This window comes from Domibacillus sp. DTU_2020_1001157_1_SI_ALB_TIR_016 (genome assembly GCF_032341995.1).
Lineage (GTDB): Bacteria > Bacillota > Bacilli > Bacillales > Domibacillaceae > Domibacillus > Domibacillus indicus_A.
This window is the reverse complement of the sequence record NZ_CP135439.1, coordinates 3,209,454-3,232,014: the sequence shown is the minus strand read 5'-3', so window position 1 is coordinate 3,232,014 and position 22,561 is coordinate 3,209,454. Positions and strand designations below refer to the sequence as shown.

Sequence of the window (22,561 nt, the reverse complement as noted above, 5' to 3'; positions counted from 1 at the left end):
TCGCTTTTTTCGTGCATTATTCTTTCCAAAATGGCTCCTGAACTTTTTTCAATGTTTGCACGCTATGATCAAATAACTCTTTTTCACGTTCACTGAGTGGAATCTCCACTACATCCCGGACACCATAGCGGTTAATGACAGCCGGCACACCGATATAAACATCATGATGGCCAAACTCTCCTTCGAGAAGAGCAGAGACAGTCAGCACGACGTCCTGGTTTTGCAGGATTGCCCGGGAAATACGAGTAAGCCCCATCGCAATTCCGTAGTAAGTAGAGCCTTTTGCTTCAATAATTTCATACGCCGCATCCCGAACCTGTACAGCAATTTCCTTCATTTTTTCTTCCGGGTTTTCATGCTCATCCCGCGCAAGGTAATCCTTCAGTGGAATCCCGGCAATGTTGGCGCTGCTCCAAACTGCTACTTCGGTATCACCATGCTCGCCAATAATAGATGCATGGACGCTGTGCGGCGCAACACCAAAGTTTTCGCCAAGCAGATAACGGAAGCGGGCCGTATCTAAGATTGTGCCAGAGCCGATGACACGCTCTTTTGGCAGGCCGGAAAATTTCCACGTCGCATACGTTAAAATATCCACTGGATTTGTAGCAATCAGAAAAATGCCATCAAAGCCGGAAGCCATTACTTCACCAACAATATTTTTAAAAATCGCCATGTTTTTTTCAACCAGTTCAAGGCGTGTTTCACCGGGCTTCTGGTTAGCGCCTGCGCAGATCACGACGAGAGCTGCGTCCACGCAGTCTGTATATTTACCAAAGCTTACTTTTGTAGAAGTAGGAGCATAGAGGACGCCGTGATTCAAATCCATTACATCGCCCATTGATTTTTGTTCATTTAAATCAATCAGGACAAGCTCATCGCATACACCCTGGTTTAACATGGAAAACGCATAGCTTGATCCCACTGCACCTGTACCAATAAGAACGACTTTGTTGCCTCTGATTTCGATCATCCTAAAACACTCCTCTATTTGATAAGTAAGGGAATTGAGTTGCTAATGTGAATTTATTCACAAACTTATTATAAAACGCCGAAATACAAATTTCAATCCCATTTTTTAAAGATTGTGACAGTACACGTTTACATTTAGACACACTTTTTACATTATTCCCCCAGTTAAGGGTAAATAAAACAATGAAAAAGACATGGGGGAATAGATACAAGCAAGTTAAATAAAAAGAAACGATTTCCGTTCGAAATCCTCTTTCTCTTTTAATGAAAACTTGTAATCTATGGAATTACATATAAATAATAATAATATTTCCTCTTTTCAGAAAAAATAAGACTATTTTAAAATAATAGTAATTTTCAGAAGGAGGTTCGCAAGATGAAGAAACCTGTTTTAAAGCTGACAATAGCAGCTGCTATCACAGCCGGTACATTTAGTTTTCAAGCTGCAGCAGTCCAGGTGGAACCTGTTTATGCGCAGCAGCCGGTAAATGTTTTGGATCATAAGATTGTTCAACATTTTAACGTGGAAAATGTGTATCAAAACATTGATTATTTATCGAAAGAACCTCGTATTGCTGGAACAGAATCAGAAGAAAAAGCAGTTCAATACATTCAATCTCAATTTCAATCCTATGGTTATGAAACAGAGATTCAGCCTTTTACGTTTTTAAGTTACACGGAGCCAGAATCTATTTTTCTCTCCATCGAAGGCTCTGATGAAACATTTACACCCTCTGCTTTTACATACACAGTGAGCGGCAGCATCACAGGAGAGCTGGCGGTGGCCGGTCTTGGTAAAAAAGAAGAGCTTGCGGACTTGAATTTGACAGGAAAAATCGCTCTTATTCAGCGCGGAGAAATTAGTTTTGCCGAAAAAGTGCTTAATGCAGCCGGAAAAGGCGCTGCCGGCGTGATTATCTATAACAATACGGATGGTGCCCTAAATGGAACATTAGGAGAAGCGAATGACGCATACGTGCCGGCTGTTTCTTTAACAAAAGCCGAAGGAGAAGCGCTTGCTGCGAAAGCAGCAGCGGAAACACTGACGGCTTCCCTGACCGTTGAAGGAGCAAGCGTTGACGAAAAAACCTCGCATAATGTGATCGCGGTGAAAAAGCCAACAAATCAAACCAAAGCAACGAATGACATTATCGTCGTTGGTGCTCACCATGATTCTGTACCGGGCGCTCCCGGTGCAAACGATGATGCGTCAGGGTCGGCCATGACGCTGGAGCTCGCTCGGTTGTTTAAAGATATTCCAACCGATACGGAGCTTCGCTTTATTACATTCGGAGCAGAAGAAGTTGGACTGATTGGTTCCGAATACTATGTAGACGGGCTGCCGAAAGAAGAAGTTTCGCGCATGATCGCGAATTTTAATTTAGATATGGTCGGAAGCAGAGATGCCGGTGATTTGGTGATGATGACAGCGGATGGTGAACCCAATCTGGTAACTGAGCTGGCACAGGCATCGAGCACGCGCTTGAATGGAGAAGCAATACCTTATCTTGAAGGCGGCCGCAGCGATCATGTTCCATTCGCGGAAGCGGGGGTTCCTGCTGCTCTGTTTATTCACGATCCAGCGGAGCCTTGGTACCATACACCGGATGATACAATTGATAAAATTAGTAAAGAAAAGCTTCAGGACGTGGGTGAAATTGTTGGAACGGCCATTTATGAAAAAGCCCGTTTTGATAATCAGGAGATCAAAGTGAAGAAAGCGAACAAAGTAAAAGTTCCTCATTTATACCATAACGAAGACATTCAGTAAGACGTAAAGCAAAAAAGCCGGTGTTCCCGATTCGGAACACCGGCTTTTAGTATAGAATCAGTCGCCGTCTCCGCCGATAAAATCAAACAGCCCGGACAGTCCGCCCTCACCCTTTGATCCGCCGTTTTGCGGCATTGCCGCAAAAACACGGCTGGCCAAGCGGCTGAATGGAAGAGACTGTACCCATACCGTCCCAGGTCCCTGAAGCGTCGCAAGGAACAAGCCTTCACCGCCAAACAGGGCTGTTTTTACGCCGCCAACTGCTTCGATGTTGTAATCAACATCACCAGTCATAGCGACCAGGCAGCCCGTATCTAAACGAATCAATTCGCCCGGAGCAAGGGTTTTTTCATAAATCGTTCCGCCGGCATGAACAAACGCCATACCGTCGCCTTCGAGCTTCTGCATAATAAAGCCTTCACCACCGAAAAAACCGGTGCCGAGCTTGCGCTGCAATTCAATGCCGACTGATACGCCTTTTGCCGCTGCCAAAAATGCATCTTTTTGGCAGATAATCTTGCCTTGATGTTCACTTAAATCCATAGGAACGATTTTCCCGGGATACGGTGAAGCAAATGAAACATGTTTTTTGCCGCTGCCTTCATTGGTAAAGGTCGTCATAAACAAGCTTTCACCTGTCAGCATACGTTTCCCTGCGCCGAGCAGCTTGCCCATCAAGCCGCTGCCGCGGTTTGAGGAGCCATCGCCAAAAATGGTCTCCATCCGAATGCCATCATCCATCATCATCAAACTGCCGGCTTCAGCGATAACCGTTTCCTGTGGATCAAGCTCTACCTGTACAAACTGCATATCATCGCCAAATAATTGAAAGTCAATTTCGTGATTATTCATGATTTATCCTCCTTATGATCAGCTAAATGTACGATTTGTTCGTGTAAAAAGTTTCAGTTCAGTCAAACATTTCTTTTGAAGATTCAGTTCCGCGCAGAAAGAATTGTAAGATCGTCTCCACCTGTTCCACTGACCACAATGTCTGCGGAGTCAGTAGGGTTTTGTTCACGCATATACACTTTCTCTGCCGGCATCCACAACTCCTCCCAAAGATGCCGCTTTTCCTCGCCGTCCCGCTCAATCCCACGCTCGAGCCGGAGTTCTTCCGGGCTTTCCACCCATATTTTAAAGTGATAGTAAGGCAGAAGAGGCCGAACCATTGTATAGCAGCCTTCTACAATCACAAATCCGCCTGCCGGCACATCGTGTGCTTCTGCAAGCTGGTCCGTTTCCCAGTCATATCGTTCATACCGGGCCGGCTTGTTTTGACTAAGTGGTTTTAACACCTGTTCTTCGAGCCGCTTTAAATCCCAGCCGCCTCCAATTTCGCTGCTTCGCCTGCTCGAAAGCGCATAAAAATCATCCGCATGAACAATTACGGCTCCGCTGCTAAGTGATTGCTGCAAGGCGCGGGCGAGCGTGCTTTTTCCAGCACCGCCTCCGCCATCAATCGCAACCAGATAGGTATGCTGTTCTTTCTTGCTAAATAAAGCGGTTAATCCATTGATATCCATAAAAAACCCCCTCCCCCTAGAAATTATACCTTATCTCTTGACGGAAAACCGTTTACCTTCTAAACTAAATGCGATAAGTTTAGGGGGTAAACAATATGGAGAAACAGCTGCGTGAAGCGGTGGAATTGTTTGAGGAAGTGATCGTTTACGGAACCGAGCGAATCCTTAAGTCGATTGACGATCCGATTGTGCATGAATTTTCACCGGAACAAATTCAAATGATGAAAATTATCGAAAAGCATGGGCCCATTACATCAGGCAGCCTGGCGGTGATGCAGGGGGTGCATAAAAGTGCTATTTCCAATCGCATGAAAAAGCTGGAGGAAAAAGGACTGATCCAAATGGTGAGATCAGAAAGCGATCAGCGGACAAAATGGGTAGAGCTGACGGAGGAAGGCCGGGAATTTATTCAAAAAACGAGAGAATGTGTTTCAGACTTTATTTCTTCGCTCCTATCCAGTCATATTGATGAACAGGAAGTGGAGCAGTTTGTGAATATGTTCCGCAAGCTAAAAGAAATTATAAAGATAGGTGAGGATCATAGATGAGAAGGATCATTCAATGGCGCTGGCCGATTTTTGTCAGCCTGCTCGTTTTAACAGCAGCCCTGTTTTTACTGGCGCCTAATTTATCCAAGCAGGCCGAACAGGCAGGGTCATTCCAGCTGCCAGGTGACGCAGATTCACAGCGGGCAGCCGACCTGCTTGAGCAGGCTGGAGCTGGAGAAGAAACCATTTCGCTTGTTTTCCAGTTGGATCAGCCACTTACGGAACAGGCACAGCAGTTCATTGCCGGAAGTGTAGCATCCCTTGAGAAAATGGACGGTCCGATTACAGATGTAATGGATCCGTTTGAAAGTGAAGAAATAAAAAAGCAGCTTATATCAAAGGATCAAAAAACCGTTCTTGTGCCGGTTACAGTGGATGGAACGCAGGATGAGATTAATCGTCTGGCCGATGAGATCCGCGCGGAGGTGCTGCCGGATGATCTGACTGCATACGTAACGGGCGAAGCCATCATCAATAATGATGTCAATAAAAGCTCGCAGGAAGGGCTTAAGCGGACTGAGCTCATTACAGTTGGGTTGATTTTCGTTCTGCTTTTAGCTGTTTTCCGGTCGATTGTCACACCGCTTATTCCGCTTGCGGCTGTCGGTTTTACGTACCTGCTCAGCCAGTCACTTGTGGCATTTTTCATCGACTGGTTTGGGTTTCCTGTTTCAAACTACACTCAGATTTTTCTGGTCGCGGTGCTGTTCGGAATTGGAACAGATTACTGCATTTTGCTGCTCAGCCGGTACAAAGAAGAGCTGCAGGCAGGTCATTCGGTTGAAGACTCAATCGTGAATACGTACAAAACAGCCGGACGTACGCTTTTGGTCAGCGGCATTGCTGTTTTTATCGGCTTTTCGGCGATCGGTTTTGCGGATTTCCCAATTTTTAAGTCAGCAGTCGGCGTTGCCGTGGGGATTGCCGTGCTTATTGTTGTGCTGTTTACCCTTGTGCCGTTTTGTATGGCTGTTTTAAGAGAAAAGCTGTTTTGGCCGTCGAAGAAGTCTGTTTCCCATGACGACAGTAAGCTGTGGGCCTGGTTCAGCAAATTATCTGTTCGCCGTCCGCTTCTTTCTATGCTTGTTGTTGCCGTTATTACCGTACCGCTTCTGTTTACCTATGACGGCAAGCTTTCGTTTAACACGGTAGATGAGATTGGCAGTAACTATGAATCTGTGAAAGGACTGGATGCCATTGCAGAAGGGTTTGGCAGCGGCGATTCACTTCCAGTTACCGTGCTCATAAGCGGGAAAGAAGATATGGCAACTGAAGAAACGGTTCCGTACCTTGAATCCATCAGTAAAGATATTTTAAAAGTCGATGGTGTAAAGTCGGTGCGGACCCTTACCCGGCCAACGGGTGAAGCACTTGATGAGCTATATGTAGATAACCAGCTGGGCACACTGACAGATGGTCTTGTGGACGCGAGAGACGGCCTGCTGCAAGTGCAGGATGGCCTTGCGGATATTCAAAACGGGTTAACACAGGCAGAGGGACAGATTCCATCTGGAAGTGAAGCTGCTTCTGGTGCAGAAGGGCTGCAGCAGGCAGCATCGGGCATCGGGCAGGTCAACGAACAGATCGGCCGTATTTCTGCCGGCATTGAGCAGTCGGGCAATGCAGAGCAGGCAGCTGCCCAGCTTGGAGCTGTGCAGCAGCAGATTGGCAAAATCAGCCATGAAATCAATGCGGCGGCAGGAGAACTTGAAGGAACTGCCGGTCAGGTCGGCCAGCTTGGCGGAGGACTATCCCAGCTTGCCTTTGGAGTAGGGGATGCAAACGATGGGCTGGCAGAGATTGCACAAGGTCTTACAAAAGCCGCTCAGACGACCCGGTCTATGAGCCAATCGAAAAGTGTTCACGATACCGGTATCTATATTCCTGACGGTACATTGGAAAGAAAAGAATTTAAAGATGTGCTCGACCGCTATACATTAAATGACGAAAAAACGATTAAACTGGAAGTAGTGCTGTCTGAAGACCCGTATTCTCCTCAAGCGATTGACAGCATAGAGGAAGTGAAGCGGGCTGTGAAACGGGCATCCATTGATACTCCGTTTGAGGGAGCAACATTTGCTTACAGCGGTATTTCCAGTGTAAATAGTGATTTAAAAGATATTTCATCGAACGATTTCAGCCGTACAGTGATCATTATGCTTGCCAGTTTGTTTATTGTGCTGACGCTGCTGTTCCGTTCGGTTATTATGCCGCTTTACATGATCGGTTCGCTGCTTTTAACATATTATACATCCGTTGCTGCAGCAGAATTAATTTTTGTAAATGGGCTTGGCTATGACGGCGTCAGCTGGGCCGTTCCGTTTTTCGGATTTGTGATGCTGGTGGCGCTCGGTATTGACTATTCGATTTTCCTCCTTGACCGTTTCCGGGAAGAAGCGCGGGATGGTGTCAGCGTTCAGCAGGCGATGTCTGTGTCCATGGCTAAAATGGGCACTGTGATTATTACGGCAGCGATTATTTTGGCCGGCACCTTTGGCGCGATGATGCCGTCTGGTGTGCTTAGCCTAGTTCAAATCGCGACAATCGTAATTACAGGCCTTCTCCTGTATGGACTCATTGTTCTGCCGCTGCTCATTCCGGCGGTGACCGTCTCCTTTAACCAGGGGGTCTGGTGGCCATTCAAGCGAAAATAAAAAAGCTGCTCCGCTATGGCGGAGCAGCTTTCAGATTGTAGACAAAAGGTATGGATGACCGTGCACATGCATGGGATGGATCGGCGGCGTCCAGGCAGCTCCGCTTTCCATGGGGCAGGCGCTGAGTCCGGCTTCGCCAGGCGGCTCCACTGGTCTCAGCTGCCCGCTCGTCCCATAGGAGTCTGCGCCGCCCTCCCGTCGCCAAGTGGCTTGCAACAAGATTGTATAGAGCTAACAAGGTCGTGTTTTTCTGTTTGAAAAAAGAGAAGTTTCTATTCGGTCCTTGCTTATTGGTCTTCAAGACTATTTAGTGAAGCCTGCCGGGCGAAGACTCCTGCGGGAAGCACAGTGAGTCGGGAGACCCCGCAGGCGCAGCCGAGGAGGCTCCCGCACTGCCTTAGGATGCGCGAAGTCCGGCAGGCTTCACTTATCGGCCCTTTTTTAAAGCGAAAGACTTTGTCTACACACTAAAGCTGTTCCGCTATTGCGGGGCAGCTTTTTTGCTTAATCAATAATAACGTGCTGAAAGTCTGTCATTTTTTTATCACGGCGGAAGCTGTCAGCAGACATGCCGATCATTTTCTTAAATACCTTGCTGAAATAGTTCGCATTGTCATAGCCGGTTTGAAGAGCGATTTCATGAATGGTTTTGTTTGTGGTCGTTAATAGCTCCATCGCTTTTTGCATGCGGACTTTAGCCAAGTGCTGAATGGGTGTTGTGTTCATATATTTATGAAACTTGTTTGTAAAGTAATACTTGGAAAGCCCCGCATGATGGGCAATCTCATCAAGAGACAGCGGCTGGTCGTAATGGGCAGCCATAAATTGCAGGGCCGTCCGAATGTCATCCGGCATGCTTGCTTTTGGCTGGTCCAGTCCTTTGGCAAACCGGTATAGTCCCATAATAAATTCGTACGCACGGGCAGAAGACGTAAACGTGTCTTCAATACCTTCTTTCAGGGCAAATTGATAGGTTTTCTGCAGCAAAAAAACAAGTGGAGAGGCGTCTTCGAGCTGAACAATCGGGCCGAGCTCGTTTGTTAACTGAGTCCAGCATTCTTTTGCTTTCGTTCCTTCCAGTGTAATAAAGAGAAACTCCCATTCTGGACTTTCCGCCGGCAGGTAGTAGCAATGGTCACTTGGAACTTCTACGATAAAGGCTTCCCCCGGCCGGACCGCCATCGTCCGGTCTCCGACGTGGATTTCTCCCCAGCCTTTTACAGTATATTGAAAAATAAACGTGTTATGGTCGTTTAGCCGCATGCGCCCGTCCCAATAATAATCGGTGGAGGTGCGTTTTTCAAAGCCGATCGAAGCAATGCGGGCTGAATCTGTTAAAGGTTCCTTTGAATGGTGATAAACAAAACTATGGTGAGGATCATCTGGGAGTGAGAACAATATATTACCCCTTTTCAGATTTTATTTACCATTGTTCGAAAAATGAAAGCGTTATATTATTTGGTATAAGAAATACATTAATTAAAATTTACTAAAATTTCAACATGAACTTTTAATGGAGGCGGGCAAATGAAAAAAATTACGTTTATTGGCGCAGGAAGCACAATTTTTACGAAAAATGTGTTAGGTGACTGCATGATGTCCCCGGCACTTCAGGACTTTGAATTTGCACTGTTCGATATTGATGAAAATCGCCTGTCAGAGTCAGAAGTATTGCTTAAGGCACTGAAGAATACGCTGAAGTCCGGTGTTACGATCAACACGTACACAGACCGGAAGGAAGCGCTGAAAGATGCCAAATATGTAATCAACGCTATTCAAGTTGGAGGCTATAAGCCAAGTACGGTCATCGATTTTGAAATCCCGAAAAAATACGGCTTGCGCCAGACGATCGCGGACACCATCGGTATTGGCGGCTTGTTCCGGGCGCTGCGCACCATCCCGGTTATGCTTGATATTGCAAAAGATATGGAAGAGGTGTGCCCGGATGCATGGCTTTTAAACTACACCAATCCGATGGCTACATTAACAGGTGCTGTTTCCCGCTACACAAATGTAAAAATGGTTGGGCTTTGCCACAGCGTACAGGTATGCACAAAAGACCTGCTGAAAGATCTCGGCATCCCGCATGAAAATATTGAAGAGCGCATCGCCGGCATTAACCATATGGCATGGCTTCTTGAAATTAAATCCAATGGCAAAGATTTGTACCCGGAAATTAAAAGAAGAGCAAAAGAAAAGCAGCAAACGAAGCATCATGACATGGTGCGGTACGAGCTGATGGATAAATTCGGCTTTTATGTGACAGAATCTTCTGAACATAATGCTGAATATCATCCGTTCTTTATTAAAGAAAAGTATCCAGAGTTGATTGACCGCTTCAACATCCCGCTTGATGAGTATCCACGCCGCTGTGAAGAACAGATCGACAACTGGCTGAAAACAAAAGAAGAGCTGATGAATGACCAGAACTTAACACACGAACGCTCTCACGAATATGGCTCGCGTATTATTGAAGCGATGGAAACGAACGAGCCGTTTGTATTTGGCGGAAATGTGTTAAATACGGGCGGACTTATTTCAAACCTTCCGGAAAAAGCGGTAGTAGAAGTGCCGTGTATCGCCAATCGAAACGGTATTACTCCGGCTTATATGGGTGAACTGCCTGAACAGCTGGCGGCGCTGAACCGCTCTAACATTAATACGCAGCTGTTAACGATTGAAGCAGCGATTACAAAATCGACAGAAAAGATTTACCAGGCAGCCATGCTTGACCCGCACACAGCAGCAGAGCTATCGATGGACGACATTATCAGCTTGTGTGATGACTTGATTGAAGCACATGGCGACATGCTGCCAGAATACCAATCCTCTAAACAGCCGATCAGACAGTAAAACTGTCTGATTTTTCAAAAAATATTTTGTAAGCGCTTATCATCCGTGGTATGATCGTTTTGAAGAGTAAAATTTACTAAACGATCAGTGAGGGATGCCACATGGTAACAATCAAAGATATTGCTAAACGGATAAATGTATCTCCTTCAACCGTATCGAGAGTGTTGAATCACGACGAAACACTTTCCGCTTCTCCGGAAACAAAACAAAAGATTTTTGACACAGCAAAAGAGTTAAATTACCGGACGGTTAAAAGCAGACGGCTGCAAAGCCAGCCAAAGAAACAGGAAATTTTGAAGCATGAAACGGTTAATATCGGTATGGTGCTTTTGCAAACAAAAGAAGAAGAAGCAAGTGATCCGTACTGGCTGTCTATTCGGGAAGGAATCGAAAAAGAATGTGCAGTCCGGGGGATCAGCTCATTAAAGCTGATCCGCCTTCAGCAAATGGTGAAAGCAAGAGAGGAGCTGGCTGAGCTTGACGGGCTGCTTGTCGTTGGCCGGATCGACTATCTGATTTTGCAAACCATTCGCGAGTACAACCGCAATATTGTACTGATTAACCAGGATACCTACGAAGATCAATACGATTCGATCATTTTTGATTATGAAAAGGCCGCCAGCCAGGCAATGGATCACCTGGCGGCACAGGGATATGAACGGATCGGCTATATTGGCGGCACAGAGCGAATTTCCGTCGAACAGGAGCAGTCATTAAAAAAAATTTATACGCCTGATGCGAGGAAAACGATTTACGAAAGCAAAATGAAGGAACGTGGCTTGTATGACCCAAGCCTGCTGTTTGTTAAAGAGTATTCCATTCAGTCCGGCTACGATTTGATGAAAGAAGCCATTGAGCAGGGAAATGTGCCGGACGCTTTTTTCATTGCCAGCGATTCGATGGCCATTGGCGCGATGAGGGCGCTTCACGAAGCCGGTGTTCAGGTGCCGGATGACGTTGCGATTGTCAGCTTCAACGATATTGAAATGGCTCAATTTACATCTCCACCGCTGACCACCGTTAAAATACCGACTGAAGAAATGGGAAGGCTCGGTGTCCGAATTATGCTTGACCGGCTGGATGGCCGGGACATGCCTATTAAAATTATGGTGCCAACAGGGCTGGTTGTCCGTGAAAGCTGCGGAGCACTGCGCCAGCAGGAACGACAATAATATTCAATGAAAATCGGAGGGAATTCCATGAAAAAACGAGTCACATTATCTGTTCTTTCTTTATCTGCTATGATGGCTTTGTCGGCTTGCGGCAAGGACAGCGCAGAGGGCGGCGGCAGCGGAGACCAAGTGAAACTGACGATGATGTCGACGGCCACAACAAAAGCAGACCAGCAGATTTTCAAGGAAATCGTAGCGGATTTTGAAAAAGCGCATCCGGAAATTGATATTGAAGATACATATCCAGGCGACGGCTATGAGGACCTGGCTCGCGTTAAAATGGCCGCAGATGATATGCCGGATCTTTTTGATACACATGGCTGGGCGAAAAGCCGGTACGGGGAATATACAGAAGATTTAAGCGGGATGGACTGGGTCAAAAACCTGGATGAAGCGATGAAACCAATCCTAACTGATGACAAAGGAAAGCTTCATGCGTATCCGGTTAACCAGGCACTGGATGGAATGTCTTACAATAAAACGCTGTTGGACAAGTATGGAATCGAGCCGCCGAAAACGTTTGATGAATTGATGGCGGCGCTTGAAGAAGTGAAAAAGAAAAGTAAAGGAGAAGTGGTGCCATTCTGGCTCGGTGGCTCTGATAAAAGCCAGTTCGGCCAGTATTTTGATGAATTCGCCACACCTCTTCTTATTACAGATAAAGAAAACAGTCATGGTGAAGCTCTGCTCGACGGCTCATTTGACTGGTCCAACTACACATACCTGCCTCAAAAGCTGAAAGAAATGAATGATAAAGGGCTGTTGAATAAAGATGTCCTGACGGCACAGGTAACGCAGGGCGCTGAATTGATGGCACAAAACAAAATTGCCTTCACGATGCTGAATGGATCAGTCGGGCGTGAAGTATCCGAATTAAATCCAGAGGTCCAAGTTGGCACGATTCCGGTACCGGCCATTCATGAAGGAGACTCGCCAAGCTGGATTGGCGGTGAGCGCCATACATTTGCCATCTCAAAAAATTCCGAGCATAAGGAAGAAGCAAAGCAGTTTATTGAATACCTGACTCAGCCGGAAGTGGCTAAAAAGCTGGCAGAAGGCACATCTCTTCCAGACGCACTGACAAATGTAGATGCAGATAACTATTTCGCCGAATTTTACAAAGAGTATGAAGGCACGCAAATTCAGCCGTACTTCGACCGTGTCTACCTGCCAAGCGGCATGTGGGATCCAATGGGAGCAACCGGCCAGGAGCTGATCGCTGGAACGATGAAGCCAAAACAGGTATCCGAGAAAATGGAAGAGGAATACAAGCGTTTAAGAGCAGAATAAGGGCCGGAACAGGGAGGCAGGCAGCTGCTTCCCTGGCCGACCGGCTCGTAAAGGAGATGGATAAAAATGGCCGAGCTGACGAAAGCACCCGAAAAAACAAGCATGAAAACAAAAAGCGCCAAGTTGAAAAGAAGCCGCCGGGAATCGTCTCTTTGGTGGATGTATCTGCCCAGTGTCCTGATTGTTGTTTTGTTTATTGTATATCCGTTTATAGATGGAATTCGTATTTCCTTTACCAACTGGAACGGGTTCTCACAAACGTACGATTACATTGGGCTTGATCAATATAAGCGTATGTTCGCTGATCCTGACACATGGCTTGTTGTAAAAAATACATTGCTGTACGGCATAGGCAGTACGATTTTACAAAACATTGTCGGACTGGGTTACGCTTTATTGCTCAATCACAATTTAAAAGTACGCTCTTTCACACGAACGGTTATTTATCTGCCGGTTATTATCAGCCCGCTTATTATGGGCTACATCTGGTATTTCTTCTTTGCGTTTCAAGGAGGAGCATTAAATGATATTTTCCTTCTATTTGGAAAAGAGCCGATTAACGCGCTCGGCAACCCCGCTGTAAACCCGTATATTATTGTTTTTGTGAACACTTTCCAATTCGTCGGTATTGCCATGATTATCTATTTGGCAGGACTGCAAAGCATTTCAAAAGATTATTACGAAGCAGCGAACATCGACGGAGCAACCGGCTGGCAAAAGTTTAAAAACATTACGATTCCGCTTCTTATGCCGTCTATTACTATTAATATGGTACTGAATATTATTGGCGGATTAAAGCTGTTTGATGTAATCGTCGCTTTGACAAATGGCGGACCGGGGAATGCTTCCCAGTCGATGTCTACTTTTATGTACAATCTTTATTTTTCACGCCAGGATGCAGGCTATGCGGCGACCCAGGGGGTTTTAATGGCGGTTATTATTTTAGTCATCAGCATGGCGGCGCTCATCTACTTTAAACGAAAAGAGGTTGAAGCATAATGGAACACATATCTTCAAGGACAAAATGGCTGCTGACCGGGCTCGCTCTTGTCATTACGCTTTTTCACCTCGTCCCGTTTTATATACTGATCACCACATCGCTGAAAAAAGTGGGGGATTTCACGTCAAAATGGGCGTTTCCCACTTCCTTTGATACTGAAAATTTCGTGCTTGCCTGGGAGCAGGCAAATCTCGGCAACGCGTTTATCAACACGGCGATTATTACTATTTGCTCAGCCGTTTTATTGATCTTTTTTGGCTCAATGGCGGCGTATGCATTGGCACGCCGGACAACAAAGCTGAATAAATATGTGTACATGCTGTTTGTTGGAGTGATGGTAATTCCACCGCTAACAGCACTTGTACCCCTGTACCGGCTTGTTGTCGATGTCGGCTTGATGAACACCCACCTTGTTGCGATCTTAAATAACGTGGCAGCTTTTATGCCGCTGACGATTTTCCTTTATGCTGGCTTTATCCGTTCGACGATTCCGAAAGAATTGGAAGAAGCGGCGCGAATCGACGGAGCGAGTACACTTGGTGTTTTTTTCAGGGTTGTATTCCCACTTTTAAAGCCAATTACGGCGACTGTGTTAATCATTTCCTCCGTTTATATTTGGAACGACTATCAATTTGCGATTTTCTTCCTGCAGGATTCGAGCGTGCAGACCTTAACGGTAGCCCTGGCTGGTTTCTTCGGACAAAACTCAAGCCAGTTGAATTTAGTAGCAGCCGCCGCCCTTATGGCTTCGCTGCCAATGGTGATTGTGTTCTTGTTCCTGCAGCGTTTCTTTATTGAAGGACTTGCAGCCGGCAGTGTAAAAGGATAATAAAAACGGCCTTCTTATGAGAAGGCCGTTCCAAATTGTAGACAAATGATATGTATGACCGTGCACATGAATGGGATGGATCGACGGCGTCCGGGCAGCTCCGCTTTCCACGGGGCAGGCGCTGAGCCCGACTTCGCCTGACGGCTCCACCGGTCTCAGCTGCCCGCTAGTCCCATAGGAGTCTGCACTGCCCTTCCGTCGCCAAGTGGTTTGCGACGGGATTGTATAGAGCTAACAGGTTCGTATTTTTCTGTTTAAAAGGGAAAATGCCTGATCATTCCTTGCTTATTAATCTTCAGCACGACTTAGTGAAGCCTGCCGGATGAAGACTCCTGCGGGAAGTACAGTGAATCGGGAGACCCCGCAGGCGCAGCCGAGGAGGCTCCCGCACTGCCCGTGGAACGCGAAGTCCGGCAGGCTTCACTTATCGGCTCTTTTTTAAAAGTGAAAGACTTTGTCTACAGATTGAAACGGCCTTCTTATGAGAAGGCCGTTCTTTTTTTGGACGAATCAGCGGGAAGCAGGCTCGTCGTTGACTGAATAAAACTACATACATCTTATTTTTCTTGTGATAATATATACGTATAAGTTATAGGGAAAAGAAACAAAACGGGGAGGTGATCGCTTGGCAACCAAACACAGCATCGTGAAACAAGCGATTCAATCGCGCATTTTGGATGGTACATTTTTGCCTCACCAAAAAATCAGTTCGGAAAGTGAGCTGATGAAGGAGTTTGGAGTCAGCCGCCATACGGTCAGGCTTGCAATAGGCGATCTTGTCAACAAAGGCTGGCTTTACCGGGAGCAGGGAGCAGGCACATTCTGCGCTGACCGTCAGGCAAACGGTGCGGTTTTGGACCCGGCTGGACAGAAAAATATTGCCCTTATTACAACGTATATTTCAGATTATATTTTTCCGTCCATTATTCGGGGTGCGGAATCTGTATTAAGCGAGCAGGGCTATCATGTTACACTTTTCAGCACAAACAACAATCATCAAACAGAACGGGAGATTTTAGAGAAAATACTGTCCGGTTCATTTGATGGAGTGATTGTTGAGCCAACCAAAAGTGCATTCAGCAATCCGAATATCAACTATTATTTAAATTTAGAACGGCAGAACATTCCTTATGTGATGATGAATGCCTACTATGATGAGCTTGAGCCTCTTTATGTCGCAGTGGATGACGAACGAGGAGGTTTTCTGCAGACAGAGTTTTTAATTAAGCAGGGGTACCGGAATATTGCCGGTTTTTTTAAAACCGACGATATCCAGGGGGTCAAACGGATGAAAGGCTTCCTGAAAGCACATCGGAAGCATCGGATTCCCATTGAACCGCAAAATATTATTACGTATTACACCGAAGAAAAGGAAAGCAAGCCGGCTCAGGAACTGGATCAGCTGCTCAAACAGCAGGGAGACGGGGCACCGGATTCTCTTGTATGCTACAATGACCAGCTGGCGCTCAGCCTGCTGAACCTTCTGCGTGAGAAAAAACTCCGTGTCCCGGACGATATCGCCATGGTTGGATACGATGACTCCTTTTTAGCGGATGTATCTGAAGTCAAGCTTACCACAGTTACACATCCAAAAAGTGATCTTGGCAGGGAAGCGGCGCGGCTCGTTTTAGAGCTTGTTCAAGAGAGGAAAGGGTCAGCGGCACAGAGGGAACCAAAGCAGGAATCCATTTTATTTGAACCGGAGCTTCACATTCGGTCATCGGTTAAAATAGCAGAAGAAGCACATAAACAGTAACTTGTTTATGTGCTTTTTGTTTTTTCTGCAAGTTATTGAAAAATTATCATAATAGATATTGATTATGCGTACATATTGTACTATTATGAATCTTAAGAAGTAAATATATACGTACAAGTTGGGATAAGGAGGCTTATTATGCTGGATCAATTAAAACAGGAAGTGCTGGAAGCAAACTTATCTCTTCCGAAGCATGGACTCGTTACTTTTACCTGGGGTAATGTAAGCGGTTTCGACGAAAGGGAGCAGCTCGTTGTCATTAAACCGAGCGGCATTGCGTATGACCAGCTGACTGTAGAAGATATGGTTGTCGTAGATTTGGACGGAAATGTAGTAGAAGGGACGTTAAAGCCTTCATCAGATACAGCCACGCACTTAATTCTATACAAGCATTTTTCGGGAATTGGCGGCGTGGTTCATACTCACTCTCCCTGTGCTACAAGCTGGGCGCAGGCGGGCAGAGCCATTCCGGCGCTTGGAACCACACATGCTGATTATTACTATGGAGAAGTTCCCTGTACCCGCCCGCTGACAAGGGAGGAAATTGAACAGGCATATGAAGTGGAGACCGGTAATGTCATTATTGAAACCTTTACACACCTTGATCCAAAAGCGATGCCTGGTGTTCTCGTGTACGGACATGCGCCGTTTAACTGGGGAAAAACGCCAAGCGAAGCGGTTCATAATGCAGTTGTACTGGAAGAAGTGGCTAAGATGGGCTTGAATACGTTTCAGTTGAATCCGGACACTGAGCCGATTGACCAATTTTTGCTGGATAAGCACTATTTGCGGAAACACGGAGTTAACGCCTATTACGGGCAAAAAGGATAAACCGTTATAGCGTCGTTGATAAGGGCTTCGGGACCTGACTATAAATGAACCCTTCAGCACCCGGCAAAGTCTAATGAGGAATCGTACATTATCGATTAAAAGGAAGTGGCTGAATGATGAATAAGCTGGATCTAATAAAAGCTGATATCGCTAGCAGTCGAACAGCTTTAGGTATTGAGTTTGGTTCTACTCGCATCAAGGCCGTTTTGATTGACTCTAATCACTCGTCCATAGCTTCTGGAAGCTATGAATGGGAGAATCGTTTGGAAGAGGGAATATGGACATATTCTCTTGATGACATTTGGAAAGGTCTTCAAACAAGTTATCAAGAGATGGCAAATGAAGTGAAAGAAAAGTATGGCGTAATCCTTCAAAAGGTTGGTGCCATTGGCTTTAGTGCGATGATGCACGGCTATATGGCGTTTAATAAAGACGGAGAGCTGCTGGTTCCATTCCGTACATGGAGGAACTCGATCACTGAACAGGCAGAAAAAGAATTAACAGCCCTTTTTAATTATAATATCCCGCAAAGATGGAGTATTGCTCATTTATATCAAGCGATTATAAACGGAGAAGAACATGTAGAAAATATTGATTTCTTCACAACATTAGCTGGCTATATCCATTGGAAACTGACCGGCAAAAAAGTTTTAGGGGCTGGAGATGCTTCTGGTATGTTTCCAATTGATGTGGAAACAAAGGATTACGATACAAGGATGATTCAAGCTTTTGATGATTTGATCATGGAAAAGAATTATCCGTGGAAATTAAAAGAGATTTTACCGCAGACGATGCAGGCGGGTGATGAAGCTGGGCAATTATCAGAAGATGGCGCCAAGCTATTAGACGTGAGTGGCAGCCTTCAAGCTGGCATTCCGCTTTGTCCTCCAGAAGGCGACGCAGGAACGGGCATGGTCGCAACCAACAGTGTTGCCCAGCGTACAGGAAATGTTTCAGCGGGAACGTCAGTGTTTGCGATGATCGTGCTGGAAAAAGAATTGAAAAAGGTTTATCCAGAAATCGACCTCGTGACTACGCCTTCTGGAAGCTTAGTTGGTATGGTTCACGCGAATAACTGTTCTTCTGACATCAATGCCTGGATGAAGCTGTTCGAAGAGTTTTCAGAAGCCCTGGGTTATCAAGTAAATAAGGATAAACTGTTTGAAGTCTTGTTCAATAGGGCTCTTGAAGGGGATAAGGATTGCGGAGGACTACTGTCTTACGGTTATTATTCTGGTGAGAATATTACAGGAATGAGAGAAGGCCGGCCGTTATTCGTCCGTTCGCCAGAAAGCAATTTTAACCTTGCAAACTTTATGCGTGTACATTTATTTTCGGCACTTGGCACTTTGAAAATCGGGATGGACATTCTTTTACATGAAGAAAATATTGGGATCGACAAGATTTTGGGACATGGAGGTCTGTTTAAGACCAAAGGTGTTGGACAGAAGATCATGGCCGCAGCCATGAATGCGCCTGTATCTGTTATGGAAACTGCTGGTGAAGGCGGTGCTTGGGGAATTGCGCTGCTTGCATCTTTTACAGCTAATAAAGAAGAAAATGAATCATTAGAAGAGTATCTGGATAAAAAGGTATTTGGCGACAATGTCGGTGTGGAAGTAGAGGCAGACGAAGAAGATGTGGAAGGTTTTGAAGCCTTTATGGATCGTTATAAGCAAGGACTTGCCATTGAGCAAGCCGCTATTGATCATTTACTCATTCAGAAGAAAGTAGAGCAGCTGGTTTAAAGAAAAGGTTTCTTAGGCCGGTCTTGAATGAATCAAATATATTGAATGCACCTGTTAGGGGCGAAAATAACTCAAGGGAGCGAGAAGTATGTTAGCAATAGATAAGAAAGAATTTTGGTTTGTTACAGGAAGCCAGCACTTGTACGGAGAAGAAGCGCTGCAAGAAGTTCAGAAAAATTCAGAGGAAGTCGTAAATGGACTAAATGGAGAGGCTGAGCTGTCTTACCCGATTGTTTTTAAAGAAGTACTGACAACATCCGGAGATATTCACCAGTTGATGCAGCAGGCGAACAGCGATGAAAACTGTGCCGGCATCATTACCTGGATGCATACTTTTTCTCCGGCGAAAATGTGGATTGCTGGTTTGAAAGCGCTGCAAAAGCCGCTTCTTCATCTGCATACACAGTTTAACCGTGAGATCCCGTGGAGCAGCATTGATATGGACTTCATGAATCTAAACCAGGCGGCACATGGAGACCGTGAGTATGGATTTATCGGTACACGTATGCAAATTGGCCGCAAAGTCATTGTCGGTCACTGGCAGGATGAGTCAGTTAAGAAAAATGTAAGCGACTGGATGAATATCGCCGCTGCGGTAACTGAGGGGCCGAATATCCGGGTTGCCCGCTTTGGTGACAATATGCGGAACGTAGCCGTTACGGATGGTGACAAAGTAGAAGCGCAAATTAAATTCGGCTGGGTCGTAGACTATTATGGCATTGGTGATCTTGTAGAAGAAATGAATAACGTCACACAGGACCAAATCGATTCTCTTTATGAAGAATACAAGCAGCAATATATATTTGAAGAAAGTGATGATATTTGCGCGGCGATCAAAGAACAGGCACGAATCGAGATCGGGCTGCGTTCGTTCTTGGAACGGGGAAATTATAACGCGTTCACAACAAACTTTGAAGATTTGCACGGCATGGAGCAGCTGCCAGGCCTTGCTGCACAGCGGCTGATGGCAGACGGCTACGGATTTGCTGGTGAAGGCGACTGGCGTACAGCCGCTCTGCTCCGCATGATGAAAATCGCGGCAGGCAACAAACAGACATCGTTTATGGAAGATTATACGTATCATTTAGAAGCCGGCAATGAAATGATTCTTGGCTCGCACATGCTTGAAGTGTGCCCGACTGTTGCCGCCTCGAAACCGCGTATTGTTGTGAATCCATTGTCCATTGGAGGCAAAGCAGACCCGGCCCGTCTTGTGTTTGATGGTATGAGCGGCCAGGCAGTTAACGCATCACTTGTTGAGATGGGCGGGCGTTACCGGCTGATCGTCAATGTGGTAGACGCGGTTGAGTCACCGCAGCAAACGCCGAATCTGCCGGTTGCTAAAGTGCTGTGGAAGCCGCAGCCGTCTTTGAAAACAGCCACTGAATCCTGGATTTACGCAGGCGGAGCCCATCACACTGTTCTTTCATTCGCTGTCAGCGCTGAGCAGCTGTATGATTTTGCAGAAATGGCCGGCATTGAATGCATTATCATTGATAAGGATACAAAAACCTCCCAGCTTCGCAACGAGCTGAAGTGGGGAGAAGCAATCTGGAAATAAACAAGAGGGAGAGGCTGTCTCATTCGTGGGCCGGCCTTTTTTCTCATAAGGAAAGGAATGGACATTATGACAGGCACCATTAATGGCATCAATATAAAAGAGTTTACGCTGTCAAATAAAAATGGCATGACTGTGTCGTTTTTAGATTATGGCTGTATCATTACGAAAATCGTTGTGCCGGACCGGGAAGGAAAGCTGGAAAACGTTGTACTCGGCTATGAGAATGCAGATCGTTATGTTCAAAATCCATGGTATTTGGGGGCGATAATTGGCCGGTTTGCCGGACGGATCGGCAGCGGATCATTCGAGCTGGACGGAAAAACGTATACACTTGAACAAAACGATGGGAATAATCATCTGCATGGCGGCAAATCTGGTTTTGACAAAGTAGTTTGGAAATCGGAATGTATAGCAGGCGGTGTCCGGTTCACCCATGAAAGTCCTGATGGAAAAGGCGGATATCCGGGGAATGTGAAAGCAGTGGTTACGTACACGCTGAATGATGAGAATGAATTTGCGATTCATTACGAAGCGGTCTCGGACCAGCCGACTCTTCTCAATATGACCAACCATACGTATTTTAATTTAAGCGGCGATTTAAAGCGGGATATTACCGACCACGTGCTCCAGCTCGACAGCGACCGGTATGGGGAGCTAAATGAGGAACTTCTGCCGACCGGCATGCTGCGGCCGGTTGAAGGCACGGCTTTTGATTTCCGCGGCGGCCAGTCCATCCGAGCCGGTGTAGAGTCAGATGATCCGCAGAATAAGCTGGCGGGTGAAGGATATGATCATCCATTCTTGTTAAACGGGCAGGAGGATATCATCCTATCAGATGAGGGAAGCGGCCGTGTGCTGCGTATGAAAACGGATCAGAACTGTGTTGTTTTATATTCTGGCACGCAAATAACAGACGGAGAAAAACTGGATGGCGGAATTTCCCGAAAGTATGCAGGTCTTTGCCTTGAAACTCAGGAACTGCCAGATTCTGTTCACCAGCCGCACTTTCCGCAAAGCATTATCCGTGCAGGAGAAACGTATAAAGCCCACACGATTTATCAATTTAGCATCCAATAATGTTAAAAAGCGGACGTTTCATGTGAAATGTCCGCTTTTTCTCAAGTGCTTATAAATAGTAAAGTTTAAATACAATATCCTGGGCATGATTTCCGAATTTTTTTCCGAAAAGGGTAGCGCCTCCAACGTGTTCGGCACCTTCCTTCACTTCGATTCGAAACGTCCATCTGTCACAGGTTGTATCCAAGTTTTCCACAGAAAGATCGGATAACGGATCGCCATCGATATATGTGCCGTGTTTGGTAATACGGATTGTCTTCAACAGTCCGTATTGATTGATGTTATGCGGCCACCAGTCAGGCGTGTATTTTCCTCTTGTATCCGCAAAGTCGCCCGGGCTTACCCACGTGCCCAGCTCGATTCCATTTAGAGTAAACGTAATGTCTGAAGGCCAGACATCGTTAGAAAAAGGAAATTCCGAAGATAGTTCCAACGCAATCTCTAATTGCTGCAATGTTTCACCCGGTTTTAAAAAGTTGGCTGTATTATATTGAACAAACCCCTGGGTAAACCAGAGAATTTCTGCATCCACCCGCTGCGGATCCATAAAATACTGCGGTTCATCCACCCGGCCGATAAATTCTTTTTCCGTTGCAAGCCCGCACGTCGGCTTTACATTGAAATCAGTGTAGTGGCCGATCGGAATGGAAGACTCATACGAAGCAAACGAGTGAAAGATCTTTTTCGGAAAGTTAATCTCAATATGATCAACTTTTAAGATGGAGATTTTTTGCTGACCGGATTTTCCGGGCACTTTTTCCGTTTTAATGATTCCTGCTTCTTCAAGCTTTTTAATGTGTTTGGTGACGATCGGGCTGCTGATGCCGAGTTCCTCAGCCAGCTCTTTAATATTCATCTTATTCCGTGAAAGCAGCTGAATGATCTTTAAGCGGACTTCGCTTGCCAGCGCCTCATAAACAACGAGCGAAGAGCTGTCGATTTCTAATTGCATAAGCACTCCTTCTTTCTGTCG

Annotated in this window: 19 protein-coding genes; 14 read left to right on the top strand and 5 right to left on the bottom strand. The window is 45.9% G+C overall.

All coding sequences use genetic code 11. The features are described 5' to 3' along the window. Positions 1-16: 16 nt before the first annotated feature. On the bottom strand, positions 17-973 hold the full coding sequence (locus RRU94_RS24670; RefSeq protein ID WP_251272434.1) for an L-lactate dehydrogenase: 957 nt from the start codon (positions 971-973) through the stop codon (positions 17-19). A 375-nt stretch (positions 974-1,348) separates the two neighbouring features. Here RRU94_RS24670 and RRU94_RS24665 point away from each other — a divergent pair, with 375 nt between their 5' ends. After that, positions 1,349-2,743, top strand: coding sequence for a M28 family peptidase (locus tag RRU94_RS24665; RefSeq protein WP_315693461.1), 1,395 nt, complete (start codon positions 1,349-1,351; stop codon positions 2,741-2,743). Positions 2,744-2,800: 57 nt separating this feature from the next. On the opposite strand, the gene RRU94_RS24660 is transcribed toward RRU94_RS24665, so the two are convergent. Together RRU94_RS24660 and RRU94_RS24655 are read right to left on the bottom strand one after the other, a co-directional pair. Further along, entirely contained in the window at positions 2,801-3,595 is a 795-nt protein-coding gene (locus RRU94_RS24660; RefSeq protein ID WP_315693460.1) for a TIGR00266 family protein, read from the bottom strand. 83 nt (positions 3,596-3,678) lie between these two features. Next, entirely contained in the window at positions 3,679-4,269 is a 591-nt protein-coding gene (locus tag RRU94_RS24655; RefSeq protein WP_315693459.1) for a uridine kinase family protein, read from the bottom strand. Positions 4,270-4,364: 95 nt separating this feature from the next. Here RRU94_RS24655 and RRU94_RS24650 point away from each other — a divergent pair, with 95 nt between their 5' ends. Continuing rightward, positions 4,365-4,817, top strand: coding sequence for a MarR family winged helix-turn-helix transcriptional regulator (locus RRU94_RS24650; protein WP_315693457.1), 453 nt, complete (start codon positions 4,365-4,367; stop codon positions 4,815-4,817). Then, entirely contained in the window at positions 4,814-7,471 is a 2,658-nt protein-coding gene (locus tag RRU94_RS24645; RefSeq protein ID WP_315693456.1) for an MMPL family transporter, read from the top strand. Before RRU94_RS24650 ends, RRU94_RS24645 begins: the two co-directional genes overlap by 4 nt. A gap of 504 nt (positions 7,472-7,975) precedes the next feature. Here the strand turns inward: RRU94_RS24645 and RRU94_RS24640 are convergent. Further along, positions 7,976-8,869, bottom strand: a complete 894-nt coding sequence (locus tag RRU94_RS24640; RefSeq protein ID WP_315693455.1) for an AraC family transcriptional regulator — start codon at positions 8,867-8,869, stop codon at positions 7,976-7,978. 129 nt (positions 8,870-8,998) lie between these two features. Between RRU94_RS24640 and RRU94_RS24635 the strand changes: the two genes are divergently transcribed. From RRU94_RS24635 to RRU94_RS24585, 11 genes are all read left to right on the top strand, one after another. After that, entirely contained in the window at positions 8,999-10,324 is a 1,326-nt protein-coding gene (locus RRU94_RS24635; protein WP_315693454.1) for an alpha-glucosidase/alpha-galactosidase, read from the top strand. Positions 10,325-10,425: 101 nt separating this feature from the next. Continuing rightward, complete coding sequence (locus tag RRU94_RS24630; protein WP_315693453.1) at positions 10,426-11,496, top strand: LacI family DNA-binding transcriptional regulator; 1,071 nt, start codon at positions 10,426-10,428, stop codon at positions 11,494-11,496. Positions 11,497-11,523: 27 nt separating this feature from the next. Then, positions 11,524-12,786, top strand: a complete 1,263-nt coding sequence (locus RRU94_RS24625; RefSeq protein WP_315693451.1) for an ABC transporter substrate-binding protein — start codon at positions 11,524-11,526, stop codon at positions 12,784-12,786. A 102-nt stretch (positions 12,787-12,888) separates the two neighbouring features. Next, a complete protein-coding gene (locus RRU94_RS24620; RefSeq protein WP_375164547.1) occupies positions 12,889-13,785 on the top strand; it encodes a carbohydrate ABC transporter permease in 897 nt (298 codons plus the stop codon). Next, on the top strand, positions 13,785-14,615 hold the full coding sequence (locus RRU94_RS24615) for a carbohydrate ABC transporter permease (RefSeq protein WP_309090632.1): 831 nt from the start codon (positions 13,785-13,787) through the stop codon (positions 14,613-14,615). The genes RRU94_RS24620 and RRU94_RS24615 overlap by 1 nt, the downstream gene beginning before the upstream one ends. A gap of 396 nt (positions 14,616-15,011) precedes the next feature. Further along, a complete protein-coding gene (locus RRU94_RS24610) occupies positions 15,012-15,155 on the top strand; it encodes a hypothetical protein (RefSeq protein WP_315693450.1) in 144 nt (47 codons plus the stop codon). Between the two features lie 85 nt (positions 15,156-15,240). Then, positions 15,241-16,371 (top strand): GntR family transcriptional regulator, encoded by a 1,131-nt coding sequence (locus RRU94_RS24605; protein ID WP_315693449.1) that lies wholly within the window; start codon positions 15,241-15,243, stop codon positions 16,369-16,371. A 138-nt stretch (positions 16,372-16,509) separates the two neighbouring features. Further along, complete coding sequence (gene araD, locus RRU94_RS24600) at positions 16,510-17,202, top strand: L-ribulose-5-phosphate 4-epimerase (RefSeq protein WP_251272420.1); 693 nt, start codon at positions 16,510-16,512, stop codon at positions 17,200-17,202. A 116-nt stretch (positions 17,203-17,318) separates the two neighbouring features. Beyond that, positions 17,319-18,950 carry a xylulokinase gene (locus tag RRU94_RS24595; protein WP_315696132.1) on the top strand — a complete coding sequence of 544 codons (1,632 nt, stop codon included), beginning with the start codon at positions 17,319-17,321 and terminating at the stop codon, positions 18,948-18,950. A gap of 88 nt (positions 18,951-19,038) precedes the next feature. Continuing rightward, positions 19,039-20,511: an L-arabinose isomerase gene (gene araA / locus RRU94_RS24590; RefSeq protein ID WP_315693448.1), complete on the top strand. Its 1,473-nt coding sequence runs from the start codon at positions 19,039-19,041 to the stop codon at positions 20,509-20,511. A 57-nt stretch (positions 20,512-20,568) separates the two neighbouring features. Further along, entirely contained in the window at positions 20,569-21,588 is a 1,020-nt protein-coding gene (locus RRU94_RS24585; protein ID WP_315693447.1) for an aldose epimerase family protein, read from the top strand. A 49-nt stretch (positions 21,589-21,637) separates the two neighbouring features. On the opposite strand, the gene RRU94_RS24580 is transcribed toward RRU94_RS24585, so the two are convergent. Next, positions 21,638-22,540, bottom strand: coding sequence for an ArsR/SmtB family transcription factor (locus tag RRU94_RS24580; RefSeq protein ID WP_315693446.1), 903 nt, complete (start codon positions 22,538-22,540; stop codon positions 21,638-21,640). Positions 22,541-22,561 lie beyond the last annotated feature (21 nt).